The sequence below is a fragment of the Rhodopseudomonas sp. BR0C11 genome (assembly GCF_010820945.1).
Taxonomy (GTDB): domain Bacteria; phylum Pseudomonadota; class Alphaproteobacteria; order Rhizobiales; family Xanthobacteraceae; genus Rhodopseudomonas; species Rhodopseudomonas palustris_H.
This window is the reverse complement of the sequence record NZ_QTKI01000079.1, coordinates 1-14,721: the sequence shown is the minus strand read 5'-3', so window position 1 is coordinate 14,721 and position 14,721 is coordinate 1. Positions and strand designations below refer to the sequence as shown.

Genomic DNA, 14,721 nt, shown 5'->3' with positions numbered 1-14,721 from the left:
ATCACGAGCGCTCTGGGATACTGGGCCCTCCGCTTTCGCGGAGGGTGACGGCGATGATCGGGCCGCGCCGTGCACTTCATGCCGGCCTGACGAATAGCAGCCGCCGTTAAGTTTTCTTCGGCTTCACCGGCCGCTTCGGCTGCGGGCGCTTGGCGGCGACGCGGCGGGGCGAGCGGGCGACGCGTTTGTGGACGCCGGTGGCGACTTCGCGCTTGGCCTTGGTCGGCGGCTTCGGGCCGCGGGCGAGTTCCAGCAGCATCCGCAGGGCTTCCACCACCGAGCGCTGGCGGACGTTGCTGCGGCCGATCGCGCCGAAGCGTTGCTCGCGATGCGAGATCCGGCCGTCGCGCGATGCGACCGCGAAATGGACCAGGCCGACCGGCTTGCCGGGCGTTGCGCCGCCGGGGCCGGCGATCCCGGTGATCGAGACCGCGAGATCGACGTCGGCATTCTCCAGCGCGCCGACCGCCATCGCGATCGCGGTTTCCTTGCTGACGGCGCCGAAGGTGGTGAGCGTGGCGTTCTCGACGCCGAGCAGGTCATGCTTGGCGGCGTTGGAATAGGTGACGAAGCCACGGTCGATCACGTCGGACGAGCCGGGGATGTCGGTCAGCGCGCCGGCGACCAAACCGCCGGTGCAGGACTCGGCGGTCGCGATCATCAGCTTCCGCGAACGGCAGAGGTCGAGCAACGAGCGGGCGAGGGCGCGGGCGTCGTTGCTGCTCATCGTCAGCCGGCCAGTCCGTCGGCGCCCCAGGGCAGCCGGATGGTGGCGGATGCGGTCGCCGCAATGCCTTCCTCACGGCCGGTGAAGCCGAGCTTCTCGCTGGTGGTGGCCTTCACCGCGACGCGCGACACCGGCAAGCCGGTGATCTCGGCGATGCGCTGACGCATCGCGTCGCGCAGCGGGCCGATCTTCGGCCGCTCGCAGATCATCGTCACTTCGAGATTGGCGACGCGGCCGCCGCGCGCGGTGACGCGGTCGATCGCGTATTTGAGGAACTTGTCGGAAGCCGCGCCCTTCCACTGCGGATCGGTCGGCGGGAAGTGCGAGCCGATGTCGCCATCCGCCAGCGCGCCGAGGATCGCGTCGACCAGCGCATGCAGGCCGACGTCGCCGTCCGAATGCGCCAGGAAACCACGGGTGTGCGGCACCTTCAGGCCACACAGCCAGACGTGATCGCCTTCGCCGAACGCATGCACGTCGTAGCCGGTGCCGGTGCGGATATCGCCGAGCGCGGCCATCAGCCGGCTTTCCTCGCGCGCGAAATCTTCCGGGGTGGTCATCTTCATGTTGTTAGCATCGCCCTCGAAGGTCGACACCGTCAATCCCGCCCATTCGGCGATCGCGGCGTCGTCGGTGAAATCGTGCCGGCCTCCAGAGGCCGCGCGGCGGTGGGCGTCGAGGATCACATCGAAGCGGAACGCCTGCGGGGTCTGGGCGATCCGCAACACCGCGCGGTCCGGCGTCGCATCGACCGCGCCGTTGGCGTCGACCTGCTTGATGGTGTCAGTCACCGGGACCACAGGAAGCGCCGCGCCGGTCGTGCCTGCCGCGGTGATGGCGCGGGAGATCAGTTCCGGGGTGACGAAGCAGCGCGCGGCGTCATGGATCAGTACGATATCGGGCTTCAGCTCGGCCAAAGCCTCCAGGCCGGCGCGCACCGAGGCTTGCCGGGTGGCGCCGCCGCCAACCGCGGGGCGGAAATTCAGGCCGGCCACCGCCGCGTTGAACATCTCGGTGTCGTCGGGATTCGTCACCGGCTGCACCGCCATCACGCCCGGATGGGTGCAGAACGGCTCCATCGCCCGGGCGATCACCGGCCGTCCGGCGAGGGTGCGGTATTGCTTGGGACCGCCCGCGCCGGCGCGCAGGCCGCGACCGGCGGCGACGATAATGGCAGCAGTACGGGGCGAGTTCGGCATCGGATCAATTGATACGGAATTGGGATGGCCTGCGCTGGTCGCGCCGGTGCACAGCCCTTACCATGCCGGAGCAGGAAAGCAGCATGATTCCATCGCCGCAGCCGCCGCCGGCCGGGGACAATTGCTGCAACGCACTTGCATGTCAGATATGATTGGCTAAACTGTAGGCAATGATCTACAATGCTCAAACATTGAGCGAAGCCGAGCCTGCAACTGCGCTGGCTACCAAATGAGCAACGAGTGACGCGCCCGACTGTAACAGGTTCGCCGCCTTTGAGGATTGGCAATATTGCGGTGCCTGATCCGGTGTTCTTGGCGCCGATGACAGGCATTACCGATGCGCCGTTCCGCCGGCAAGTTGCCGAGCTGGGCGCTGGTCTGGTGGTGTCGGAGATGACCGCCAGCGAGGACCTGGTCGCCGGCCGCCGGATGTCGGTTCGTCGCTGCGACAAGGTCGGGCAGGGGCCGCACGTTGTCCAGCTTGCCGGCTGCGAGGCACGCTGGATGGCCGAGGGCGCCCGGATCGCGGAAGCTGGCGGCGCCGACATCATCGACATCAACATGGGCTGCCCGGCGCGGCACGTCACCGGCGGCCTGTCCGGCTCGGCGCTGATGCGCGATCTCGATCATGCGCTGACGCTGATCGAGGCGACGATTGGCGCGGTGCGGGTGCCAGTGACGCTGAAGATGCGGCTCGGCTGGGATGATCGCTCCCGCAACGCGCCCGAGCTGGCGCGACGTGCGCAGGACGCCGGGGTGCAGCTCGTCACGGTCCATGGCCGCACCCGGCAGCAATTCTACAAGGGCGAAGCCGATTGGAACGCGGTCCGCGCCGTCCGCGACGCGATCTCGATTCCGCTGGTGGTCAACGGCGACATCACCGGCCACGCCAGCGCGGTCGAGGCGTTGAACCGCTCCGGAGCCGACGCGGTGATGATTGGGCGCGGCGCCCAGGGGCGGCCGTGGCTGCCGGGGCAGGTCGGGCGCCAGCTCACCACCGGTCAGGTTGAGGCCGAGCCTCCGCTCGCCGCGCAGCGCGATTACTTGCGCACGCTCTACGACGACATTCTGGCGCTGTACGGCGTCAAAATCGGGCTGCGTCACGCCCGCAAACATCTCGGCTGGTCGCTCGAGGTGGCCGCTGCCAGCGCCGGCGCTCCGCCGTCGGTTCTGAAGAGCTGGCGCACCACGATCCTGACCGAAGAGAATCCGGCCCGCGTGCATAGCGCGCTCGCCGATGCCTACGATGATTTCGCCTGGAGGGCCGCCGCATGAACGCCATCGTCGAACCGCGCCGGGCGCAGCCGACCGACAGCGATGCGATCCTCAACGCGCTGCCGAATCCCGTGCTGCTGGTCGGCCCGGACGGCAAGATCGTCGACGCCAACATGGCGGCGGAATCGTTCTTTGAGATTTCAACGCAGTTGCTGCGGCGGCAGTCGCTGACCGATCTGGTGCCATTCGGCAGTCCGCTGCTGGCGCTGATCGAGCAGGTTCGCGTCGGGCATTCGCCGGTCAACGAATACAAGGTCGATCTCGGCACCCCGCGGATCGGTGCCGACCGCCAGGTCGATCTGCACGTCGCGCCGCTCAACGAACGGCCTGGCCACATCGTGGTGATGCTGCAGGAGCGCACCATCGCCGACAAGATGGACCGCCAGCTGACGCATCGCAGCGCCGCGCGCTCGGTGATCGCGCTCGCTGCCATGCTGGCGCATGAGATCAAGAACCCGCTGTCCGGTATCCGCGGCGCGGCGCAACTGCTGGAGCAGCAGGCCTCCGCCGAAGATCGGATGCTGACCCGGCTGATCTGCGATGAAGCCGACCGCATCGTCACGCTGGTCGACCGCATGGAAGTGTTCGGCGACGACCGTCCGGTCGCGCGCGGCCCGGTGAACATCCACTCGGTGCTGGATCACGTGAAGCGGCTGGCGCAGTCGGGCTTTGCCCGCAACATCAAGTTCATCGAGGACTACGACCCGTCGCTGCCGCCGGTGCTCGCCAATCAGGATCAACTGATCCAGGTGTTCCTCAATCTGGTGAAGAACGCTGCCGAGGCTGTGGTCGATCTCGGCTCCGATGGCGAGATCCAACTCACCACCGCGTTCCGCCCCGGCGTCCGGCTGTCGGTGCCGGGCAAGAAGACGCGGGTGTCGCTGCCGCTGGAATTCTGCGTGCGGGACAACGGTCCCGGCGTTCCCGAAGATCTGCTGCCGAACCTGTTCGATCCGTTCGTCACCACCAAGCCGTCCGGCTCCGGCCTCGGTCTTGCATTGGTAGCGAAGATCGTCGGCGATCACGGCGGCATCATCGAGTGTGAATCGCAGCCGCGCAAAACCACCTTCCGGGTGCTGATGCCGATGTTCAACACCGCTAAGGCCCTTCAATCCCCGAACGGCGAGGACGCGCCGGCGTCGTCCGATGCCTCACAGACTGCAAGATGAGGACTCCCAATGCCCGCAGGTAGTATTCTCGTCGCGGACGACGACACCGCCATCCGCACGGTACTCAACCAAGCGCTATCGCGCGCCGGCTACGAAGTGCGGCTGACCGGCAACGCGGCGACGCTGTGGCGTTGGGTGAGCCAGGGCGAGGGTGATCTGGTGATCACCGACGTAGTGATGCCGGATGAGAACGCATTCGATCTGCTGCCGCGGATCAAGAAGCTCCGCCCGAACCTGCCGGTCATCGTGATGAGCGCGCAGAACACTTTCATGACCGCGATCCGCGCATCGGAGAAGGGCGCCTACGAATATCTGCCGAAGCCGTTCGACCTGAAGGAACTGATCGCGATCGTTGGCCGCGCGCTCGCCGAGCCGAAGGAGCGGATCAGTAGCGCCAACGATGAAGGCGAGTTCGACTCGATCCCGCTGGTCGGCCGCTCGCCGGCGATGCAGGAAATCTATCGCGTTCTGGCGCGCCTGATGCAGACCGACCTCACGGTGATGATCACCGGCGAGTCCGGCACCGGCAAGGAGCTGGTGTCGCGGGCGCTGCACGACTACGGCAAGCGTCGCAACGGTCCGTTCGTGGCCGTCAACATGGCGGCGATCCCGCGTGATCTGATCGAATCCGAATTGTTCGGCCATGAGCGCGGCGCGTTCACCGGCGCCAACACCCGAGCCTCGGGCAGGTTCGAGCAGGCCGAAGGCGGCACGCTGTTTCTCGACGAAATCGGCGACATGCCGATGGAGGCGCAGACCCGGTTGCTGCGCGTGCTGCAGCAGGGTGAATACACCACGGTCGGCGGCCGCACCCCGATCAAGACCGACGTCCGGATCGTCGCGGCGTCGAACAAGGACCTCCGCGTCCTGATCCAGCAGGGCCTGTTCCGCGAAGACCTGTTCTTCCGCCTCAACGTGGTGCCGCTGCGGCTGCCGCCGCTGCGCGAGCACATCGAGGACCTGCCGGATCTGGTCCGGCACTTCTTTGCGCTGGCCGAGAAGGACGGCCTGCCGGCCAAGAAGCTCGACGCCGCGGCGCTGGAGCGGATGAAGCAGCATCGCTGGCCGGGCAACGTCCGCGAGCTCGAAAATCTCGCGCGCCGACTGGCGGCGCTGTACCCGCAGGAGGTGATCACCGCCTCGGTGATCGACGGAGAATTGGCGCCGCCGCCGGTGGTCGCGGGCGGCAACGCTCCGCACACCGTCGACAACCTCGGCGGCGCGGTCGAGATGTATCTGTCGTCGCACTTCTCGGGCTTCCCGAATGGTGTGCCGCCGCCCGGCCTCTACCACCGGGTGCTGCGCGAGATCGAAGTGCCGCTGCTCACCGCCGCGCTTGCGGCGACCCGCGGCAACCAGATTCGGGCCGCTGACTTGCTGGGGCTCAACCGCAACACCCTGCGGAAGAAGATCCGCGACCTCGACATTCAGGTCTACCGCACCGGCGGCTGAGACGCCGGGGCAAGCTTTTCGGCTGTGGACCGCGTACTCGCCCGAGGTGGCTCGGGCGAGGCGCCGCGATATTGTCGCAATTGAGCAACATTGTTGTAGGAATGCATCACACGGTCTGCCCAATTCGGCGGCCGAACGCATTCAATGATTATTGCCGGAATGACCAGCGCAGAGACGTCGGCCCAACCCGTTGACGACCCCTCGATTGCCGAGCCGCGGCTGCGCACCTGGCGCAAGCTGCTGGCCCCGATGGCGGTCGGCATTGCGCTGTTCTCGGCGTTCCTGACCTTCATCGTCCTGACCGGCCTGACGCCGATCGCGCCGACCCGGGAAGTGGTCGTCAGTTTCCTGCTGATCAACGCCGTCACCATCCTGCTGCTGCTCGGCATCATCGCCCGCGAGGTCTGGAAGGTGGTCCAGGCCCGCCGGCGGGGGCGGGCGGCGTCGCGGCTGCACATCCAGATCGTCAGCCTGTTTTCGGTGATCGCGGTGCTGCCGGCGGTGCTGGTCTCGATCGTCGCCAACGTCACGCTCGACCGCGGCCTCGACCGGCTGTTCTCCGGCCCGACCCGGGCCGTGATCCAGAACTCGCTGATCGTCGCCAATGCCTATCTGCACGAGCACGGCCAGCTGATCCGCGGCGACATCCTCGGCATGGCCAACGACATCTCGCACGCCCGGGCGCTGTTCGACCTCGACCGCAAATCCTTCCGCGAATTCCTGACCAACGACGCGGCCACCCGCAACCTGCCGGGCGCGATGCTGATCGACAAGGATCGCAACATCCTGGAGGCGGCGCAGAACGGCATCCGCCGCGACTTCGACGTGCCGGCGCCGGAGTTTCTGAAGAACGTCGACGACACCGAACCGCAGATCGCGGTGTTCATCGAGGCCAATTACGTCGCCGCGGTGATCCGGCTGAAGGGCTTCGAAGACACCTTCCTGTACGTCGCGCGCTTCCTCGATCCGCACGTCGTGGCGCAGTTGCGCCAGACCCAGGCCAGCGTCGCCGAATATTCCGAGCTCGAAGCGCGCCGGCTCGGCGTTCAGGTGGCTTTCGCGCTGATGTTCACCGTGATCGCGCTTACGGTGCTGATGTCGGCGGTGCTGATCGGCCTGAACTTCGCCAACTGGCTGGTGGCGCCGATCCGCCGTCTGATGGGCGCAGCGCATCTGGTCTCGACCGGCGACCTGCACGTCCAGGTGCCGGTGTCGAAATCCGAGGGCGACCTGTCGCAGCTCGGCATGACCTTCAACAAGATGACCCAGGAGCTGCGCACCCAGCGCGACGAACTGGTCAGCGCCAGCGAACTGATCGACAGCCGGCGCCGCTTCATCGAGGCGGTGCTGTCGTCAGCCAGCGCCGGCATCATCGGCGTCGATGGCTCGCTGTCGATCGGCATCCTCAACCGCTCGGCCGAGAAGCTGATCGGCCACGCCGAGGCCGAAGCGCTCGGCCATCCGCTGTCCGAGATCATCCCCGAGCTCGACGAGATCATGGCCAATGCGCGCGAGGGATCGCAGCGCCTGGTGCAGGGCCAGATCACCATCATCCGCGACGGTCGCGAACGCATCCTCAACGTCCGCGTCACCGCCGAGCAGACCGGCCACACCAGCGACAGCTACATCATCACGCTCGATGACATCACCGAGCTGGTGTCGGCTCAGCGCACCTCGGCCTGGGGCGACGTCGCGCGCCGCATTGCGCACGAGATCAAGAATCCGCTGACGCCGATCCAGCTCTCTGCGGAGCGGATCAAGCGCAAGTTCGGCAAGGTGATCGTCGAGGACAAGAGCATCTTCGAGCAGTGCACCGACACCATCGTCCGTCAGGTCGACGACATCCGGCGCATGGTCGACGAATTCTCGCGGTTTGCCCGGATGCCGAAGCCGGTGATCGAGGGCGAGGATGTCGGCGACACCGTGCGGCAGGTGGTGTTCCTAATGCGCGTCGGGCATCCCGACGTCGACATCGAAACGGAGATCCAGGACGAGCCGCTGCACGCGCGGTTCGACCGCCGCCTGATCTCGCAGGCGCTCACCAACATCATCAAGAACGCCACCGAGGCGATCGAGGCTGTGCCCGAGGAAGAACTCGGCAAGGGCAAGATCGAAGTGGTGGCGGCACGCGACGGCGACTTCGTCGTGATCGACGTGATCGACAACGGCATCGGTCTGCCCAAAGAAAGCCGTTCGCGGCTGCTCGAACCCTACGTCACCACCCGTGAGAAAGGCACCGGCCTCGGTCTTGCGATCGTCGGACGCGTGCTGGTCGACCACGGCGGCGGCATTGAACTCAACGACGCATCCCACGTTCGTCCAGGCCAGCGCGGTGCATGGATGCGCCTCCGATTCGCGATGTCCGGTCAGCCGGCATCACCTCCCGGATCGGGTGAACCAAAACAGCAGGCCGAGAACGAACCAAGGATAGCGGCTGCCAGCGGCAGCTAAAGCGACAGGCGCGACCATGGCGAATGATATTCTGATCGTCGACGATGAAGCGGACATCCGCGATCTCGTTGCCGGTATTCTCGAGGACGAAGGTTTCTCCACGCGCACCGCGCGCGACAGCGATTCGGCGTTGGCCGAAATCGCCAACCGGCGGCCGAACCTGATCTTCCTCGACATCTGGCTGCAGGGCAGCAAACTCGACGGTCTGCAATTGCTGGAGCAGATCAAGAAAGATCACACCGACGTCCCGGTGGTGATGATCTCCGGCCATGGCAACATCGAAACCGCGGTCGCGGCGATCAAGCGTGGTGCTTACGACTTTATCGAAAAGCCGTTCAAATCCGACCGGCTGATTCTGGTGGCGACGCGCGCGCTCGAAACCTCGCGGCTGAAGCGCGAAGTGCGCGAGCTGAAGCAGCTCGCGCCGTCGGCCTCGACGCTGGTCGGCCGCTCCGCCTGTATCAATCAGCTGCGCCAGACCATCGAGCGCGCCGCCAAGGCCAACAGCCGGATCCTGATCGTCGGCCCGTCCGGCGCCGGCAAGGAGCTGGCGGCGCGGACGCTGCACAATTCGTCGTCGCGCGCCGAGGGGCCGTTCGTGGTGATCAACGCCGCGGCGATCACCCCGGAGAAAATGGAAATCGAGCTGTTCGGCGTCGAAGCCAACGGCGAGCATTCGCGCAAGGCCGGCGCGCTCGAAGAAGCGCACGGCGGCACGTTGTTCATCGACGAAATCGCCGACATGCCGCGCGAGACCCAGAACAAGATTCTGCGTGTGTTGGTCGAGCAGACTTTCCAGCGCTGCGGCGGCACCACCAAAGTCAATGTCGACGTCCGCATCATCTCGTCGACGGCGCGCAACCTCGAAGAGGAAATCGCCGCCGGCCGTTTCCGAGAAGATCTGTATCACCGGCTGTCGGTGGTGCCGATCCGCGTCCCGCCGCTGTCCGAGCGCCGCGACGACATTCCGGAACTGATCGAGTACTTCATGGAGCAGATCTCGGCGGCGACCGGCCTGCCGCGCCGGCAGATCGGCCAGGACGCGATGGCGGTGCTGCAATCGCATGTCTGGCCCGGCAATGTCCGCCAGCTCCGCAACAACGTCGAGCGGCTGATGATTCTGGCCGGCGGCGGCCCGGATGCGGTGATCACCGCCGACATGCTGCCGCAGGATGTCGGCTCGATGGTGCCGACGATGCCGACCGGCAATAACGGCGAGCACATCATGGGCCTGCCGCTGCGCGAGGCCCGCGAGGCGTTCGAGCGCGATTATCTGATCGCGCAGATCAGCCGGTTCTCCGGCAACATCTCGCGCACCGCCGAATTCGTCGGCATGGAGCGCTCGGCGTTGCACCGCAAGCTCAAGGCGCTCGGCGTCGGCTAAGTCGTCCTTCCATTCATATCTCAGACCTGGATTCAATCGATGTCGCGCATCGCCTATGTCAACGGCCGTTATCTCGACATGCGCGATGCGAGCGTGAACATCGAAGATCGCGGCTATCAGTTCGCCGACGGCGTCTATGAGGTCTGTGAAGTGCACGGCGGCAAGCTGATCGACATGCCGCGGCACCTGGCTCGGCTGCAGCGTTCGCTCGGCGAATTGCGGATCAAGGAGCCGATGCCGCTCGCGGCCTTGTCGGTCGTGATGCACGAAGTGGTGCGGCGCAACCGGGTGAATTACGGCATCGTCTACCTGCAAGTTACGCGCGGTGTGGCGCGGCGCGATCACGGCTTTCCGGCCGCGTCGGTGAAGCCCGCCGTGGTGGTGACGGCGCGCAGCCTCGATCCGGCCAAGGGGCAGGCCAACGCCGCTCACGGCATCAAGGTGATCACGCTGCCGGAGAACCGCTGGTCGCGGGTCGATATCAAGTCGACGGCGCTGCTACCGAACGTGCTGGCCAAGCAGGCGGCGCGCGAGGCCGGCGCCTATGAGGCGTGGTACGTCGACCGCGACGGTTATGTCACCGAAGGCTCCTCCAGCAACGCCTGGATCGTCACCAAGGAGGGCCGGGTGGTGACCCGCTCGGCCGAGGCCGGCATTCTCCCCGGCGTCACCCGTGCGGTTCTGATGGATGCGTTCGAAGCGCTGCAGGTTCGGTTCGAGGAGCGGCCGTTCACGCCGGCTGAGGCCGCGGGTGCCGCCGAGGCGTTCGTCACCGCGTCCAGCCAGATCGTGATGCCGGTGGTGGCGATCGACGGGCAGGCGATTGGCGACGGCAAGCCGGGCGCATTGGCCAAACGTCTAAGAGAGCAGTTTCACCGATTTGCGGTGTTTTCTTAAGCTTTGCGGCGCGGGGAGCATCCACTCGGGGTTTTAGTTGCTTGCTTAAAAGCCATGCCTACCCTCTAATCGGATGTCGGCTTCCGGAGGGGGATCTCGGAGGAGTCGGCAACCGGGGTGGAGCTCCGATAGAGAGACGCGCACCGGCAAGAAAAGACAAAACCAATTGCGGGATAAAAAATGGCGGCAGACCGCGCACAAAACCTTCAAGACACTTTCCTCAACCACGTACGCAAGACAAAGACTCCCCTGACGATCTTTCTGGTCAACGGGGTGAAGTTGCAGGGTATTGTCACCTGGTTCGATAATTTTTGCCTTTTGTTGCGGCGCGACGGTCATTCGCAGCTCGTCTACAAACACGCGATCTCGACGATCATGCCGGGGGCGCCGATCCAGCTGTTCGAAAGCGGCGAGGACTCGCCAGCTTGAGGCGGGCCTGATTGGAACCCCGCAGCATTGACGAGGGCGCCGATCGTCCGCGATCGGGGCAGGGCGGAGAGACCGGACGAGTCATCGTTGTCGGTCCGTATTTGCGCGCGCGCCGGGGCGATCCGGACGCCGCGGATACGGCTGTCCGCGACAACGACGCGCGGCTCGATGAAGCTGCGGGTCTTGCGCGCGCCATCGACCTCGACGTCGTCGAGGCGGTGCTCACGCCGATCAGCCAGATTCGTCCCGCGACCTATCTCGGCAAGGGCAAGGTCGAAGAGATCGTCGGGCTGATTGCCGCGCACGAAGCCGACCTCGTGGTGATGGATTGCGCGCTGTCGCCGATCCAGCAGCGCAACCTGGAGAAGGCCTGGAACGCCAAGGTGCTCGATCGCACCGGCCTGATCCTGGAAATCTTCGGGCGCCGCGCCAAGACCCGCGAAGGCACGCTTCAGGTCGAATTGGCGCATCTCAACTATCAGCGCTCGCGCTTGGTGCGCTCGTGGACCCACCTCGAGCGCCAGCGCGGCGGCTTCGGCTTCATGGGCGGCCCTGGCGAGACCCAGATCGAGGCCGACCGCCGGCTGATCGGCGAGCGCATCACCAAGCTCGAGGCCGAGCTGAAGAAGGTGCAGGCGACGCGGCGGCTGCATCGCGCCGGCCGGCAGCGCGTGCCGTATCGTGTGGTCGCGCTGGTCGGCTACACCAACGCCGGCAAGTCGACGCTGTTCAACCGTCTGACGCGGGCCGACGTGCAGGCGGCCGACATGCTGTTCGCAACGCTCGACCCGACGCTGCGCGCGATCCAGCTGCCGCATGGCGGCAAGGCGATGCTGTCCGACACTGTCGGCTTCATCTCCAATCTGCCGACCCAGCTCGTGGCCGCATTCCGGGCGACGCTGGAAGAGGTGCTGGAAGCCGATCTGATCCTGCACGTCCGCGACATCAGCCACGAGGATGCCGAAGCGCAGCAGCACGACGTCGACAACGTGCTGCGCCAGCTCGGCGTCGATGCGGCGAGCGGCCGAATTGTCGAAGTCTGGAATAAGATCGACCGCTTCGAGCCCGAGCAGCGCGACGAGCTGAAGAACATCGCGGCGCGCCGGCCCGAGGATCATCCGTGCCTCTTGGTGTCTGCGGTGAGCGGTGAGGGCGTCGATGACCTTCTGCTGGCGATCGAGCAGCGCCTGGCGGCCACCCGCACCGTGCTCGATCTGTCAATCGATGCGGCGGACGGGGCCGGGGTGAGCTGGCTCCATCGCAATACCGAGGTGCTGGCGAAGGATCTGGTCGACGGCCGTTACGCCATGACGGTGCGGGTCGAAGACAACAAGCGCGACGTCGTGATCGACCGTTTCGGCGCGGTGCCGCGGCCGGATTGAGGGCGCGAATCAGCGCTTTGCGAAAGCGCCGGTCGCGGCAATTTCGGCGCCTTTCGCGAAGGCTTTTCGCGGCCGTCGAAAACGCCCCGTAAGTCTTTGGAAAAACGAGCGGAAAAACCTTTGAAAACCGCGTCCGAAAGGGTGGTTCACAACACCCCGATACGCTATACGGATCCGATCAGATTCTGACCGGAATTCACCCTTGTCCGACAAAGACGACGAGAAGCCCGGGGAGCCGCTGGCGCCCTCGGATATTCGCCCCGTATCCATTCTCGACGAGATGAAGCGCAGCTATCTCGATTACGCGATGAGCGTGATCGTGGCGCGAGCGCTGCCGGATGCGCGCGACGGGTTGAAGCCGGTGCATCGCCGTATCCTCTACGGGATGTACGAGAACGGCTTCGAGTGGAACAAGCCGTATCGCAAGTCGGCGCGCACGGTCGGCGACGTCATCGGTAAGTATCACCCGCACGGCGACCAGTCGGTGTACGACGCGCTGGTCCGCATGGCGCAGAACTTCTCGATGCGCGTGCCGCTGATCGACGGTCAGGGCAATTTCGGTTCGGTCGACGGCGATATGCCGGCGGCGATGCGGTACACCGAATCCCGCCTGACCAAGATCGCGCAGACGCTGCTCGACGATATCGACAAGGACACCGTCGACTTCCAGCCGAACTACGACAATTCGGAGAGGGAGCCGCAGGTTCTTCCGGCCAAGTTCCCGAACCTGTTGGTGAACGGCGCTGGCGGCATCGCGGTCGGCATGGCGACCAACATCCCGCCGCACAATCTCGGCGAGGTGATCGACGCCTGTATCGCGCTGATCGACGATCCGGCGCTGTCGATCGACGATCTCAACAAGATCGTGCCGGGTCCGGACTTCCCGACCGGCGGCATCATTCTCGGCCGCGCCGGCATCCGCGCCGCCTATCAGACCGGCCGTGGCTCGATCGTGATGCGTGGCAAGGTCGAGATCGAGACCGTCCGCAAGGACCGTGAAGCGATCATCGTCACCGAGATTCCGTATCAGGTGAACAAGGCCACGATGGTCGAGCGCATCGCCGAGCTGGTGCGCGAGAAGAAGATCGAAGGCATCGGCGATCTGCGCGACGAATCCGACCGCGACGGTTTCCGCGTGGTGATCGAGCTGCGCCGCGACGCGGTGCCGGAGGTCGTGCTCAACCAGCTCTACAAGTTCACACCGCTGCAGACCAATTTCGGCGCCAACATGGTGGCGCTGGAAGGCGGCCGGCCGCAGCTGATGAACCTGAAGGATCTGCTGACGGTCTTCGTCGCGTTCCGCGAACAGGTCGTCACCCGCCGCACCAAATTCCTGCTGAACAAGGCGCGCGATCGCGCCCACATCTTGGTCGGCCTCGCGATCGCGGTTGCGAATATCGACGAGATCATTCGCGTGATCCGTAATTCGCCCGATCCGAACACGGCGCGCGAGACCCTGATGTCGCGCGACTGGCCGGCGGCCGATGTCGCGGCGATGATCACGCTGATCGACGATCCGCGCCACAAGCTCAACGAGGACGGCACCGCGCGGCTGTCGTTCGAACAGGCCAAAGCGATCCTCGATCTGCGGCTGCAGCGCCTCACCGCGCTGGGACGCGAAGAGATTTCCGAAGAGCTCGACAAGCTCGCGGTCGAAATCGCTGACTATCTGGAAATCCTGCGTTCGCGGGCGCGGGTGCAGTCGATCGTCAAGACCGAGCTCGGCGAGGTCAAGGCCGAGTTCGCAACGCCGCGCCGGACCGAGATCGTCGAGCAGGAAGGCGAGGTCGAAGACGAAGACCTGATCCAGCGCGAGGACATGGTGGTGACCGTGTCGCACGCCGGCTACGTCAAGCGGGTGCCGCTGTCGACCTATCGGGCGCAGCGCCGCGGCGGCAAGGGCCGCTCCGGCATGGCCACCCGCGAGGAGGATTTCGTCTCGCGGCTGTTCGTCGCCTCGACGCACACACCGGTGCTGTTCTTCTCGTCGCGCGGCCAGGTCTACAAGGAGAAGGTCTGGCGGTTGCCGCTGGCGCCGCCGAACGGCCGTGGCAAGGCGCTGATCAACATCCTGCCGCTGGAGCAGGGCGAGCGCATCACCACGATCATGCCGCTGCCGGAAGACGAAGCCTCGTGGAGCGAGCTCGACGTGATGTTCGCCACCACCGGCGGCAACGTCCGCCGCAACAAGCTGTCCGACTTCGTCGACGTCCGACGCTCCGGCATCATCGCGATGAAGCTCGACGAGGGCGAGGCGATCGTCGACGTGCAGATCTGCACCGAGCGCGACGACGTGCTGCTGACCGCCGCCGGCGGCCAGTGCATCCGCTTCCCGGTGCCGGAAGTTCGCGTGTTC

General features: G+C 65.8%; 11 protein-coding genes. 9 read left to right on the top strand and 2 right to left on the bottom strand.

Annotated elements, in window-relative coordinates; all coding sequences use genetic code 11:
- Nucleotides 1–106: 106 nt before the first annotated feature.
- Together DYI24_RS09010 and DYI24_RS09005 are read right to left on the bottom strand one after the other, a co-directional pair.
- A complete protein-coding gene (locus DYI24_RS09010; RefSeq protein WP_107344566.1) occupies nucleotides 107–727 on the bottom strand; it encodes a CinA family protein in 621 nt (206 codons plus the stop codon).
- A gap of 2 nt (nucleotides 728–729) precedes the next feature.
- A complete protein-coding gene (locus DYI24_RS09005) occupies nucleotides 730–1,926 on the bottom strand; it encodes a bifunctional 2-C-methyl-D-erythritol 4-phosphate cytidylyltransferase/2-C-methyl-D-erythritol 2,4-cyclodiphosphate synthase (RefSeq protein ID WP_164572043.1) in 1,197 nt (398 codons plus the stop codon).
- Between the two features lie 273 nt (nucleotides 1,927–2,199).
- On the opposite strand from DYI24_RS09005, the gene dusB reads away from it, so the two are divergent.
- The 9 genes from dusB to gyrA form a co-directional block, all read left to right on the top strand.
- Nucleotides 2,200–3,201, top strand: a complete 1,002-nt coding sequence (dusB, locus tag DYI24_RS09000) for a tRNA dihydrouridine synthase DusB (RefSeq protein ID WP_164572042.1) — start codon at nucleotides 2,200–2,202, stop codon at nucleotides 3,199–3,201.
- The gene (locus DYI24_RS08995; RefSeq protein ID WP_011158142.1) at nucleotides 3,198–4,370 is read left to right on the top strand and encodes a two-component system sensor histidine kinase NtrB; all 1,173 of its coding nucleotides are present in this window, start codon (nucleotides 3,198–3,200) and stop codon (nucleotides 4,368–4,370) included. The genes dusB and DYI24_RS08995 overlap by 4 nt, the downstream gene beginning before the upstream one ends.
- Nucleotides 4,371–4,379: 9 nt before the next feature.
- Entirely contained in the window at nucleotides 4,380–5,822 is a 1,443-nt protein-coding gene (ntrC, locus tag DYI24_RS08990) for a nitrogen regulation protein NR(I) (protein ID WP_107344569.1), read from the top strand.
- 159 nt (nucleotides 5,823–5,981) lie between these two features.
- Complete coding sequence (locus DYI24_RS08985) at nucleotides 5,982–8,273, top strand: sensor histidine kinase NtrY-like (RefSeq protein ID WP_164572041.1); 2,292 nt, start codon at nucleotides 5,982–5,984, stop codon at nucleotides 8,271–8,273.
- A 16-nt stretch (nucleotides 8,274–8,289) separates the two neighbouring features.
- On the top strand, nucleotides 8,290–9,657 hold the full coding sequence (gene ntrX, locus DYI24_RS08980) for a nitrogen assimilation response regulator NtrX (RefSeq protein WP_107344571.1): 1,368 nt from the start codon (nucleotides 8,290–8,292) through the stop codon (nucleotides 9,655–9,657).
- 39 nt (nucleotides 9,658–9,696) lie between these two features.
- Nucleotides 9,697–10,554, top strand: a complete 858-nt coding sequence (locus DYI24_RS08975) for a D-amino-acid transaminase (protein ID WP_164572040.1) — start codon at nucleotides 9,697–9,699, stop codon at nucleotides 10,552–10,554.
- Between the two features lie 180 nt (nucleotides 10,555–10,734).
- Entirely contained in the window at nucleotides 10,735–10,983 is a 249-nt protein-coding gene (hfq, locus tag DYI24_RS08970) for an RNA chaperone Hfq (protein WP_011158147.1), read from the top strand.
- Between the two features lie 11 nt (nucleotides 10,984–10,994).
- Nucleotides 10,995–12,365, top strand: a complete 1,371-nt coding sequence (gene hflX / locus DYI24_RS08965; RefSeq protein ID WP_164572039.1) for a GTPase HflX — start codon at nucleotides 10,995–10,997, stop codon at nucleotides 12,363–12,365.
- A gap of 202 nt (nucleotides 12,366–12,567) precedes the next feature.
- The coding region (gene gyrA, locus DYI24_RS08960; protein ID WP_164572038.1) for a DNA gyrase subunit A at nucleotides 12,568–14,721 on the top strand (2,154 nt) is incomplete at its 3' end.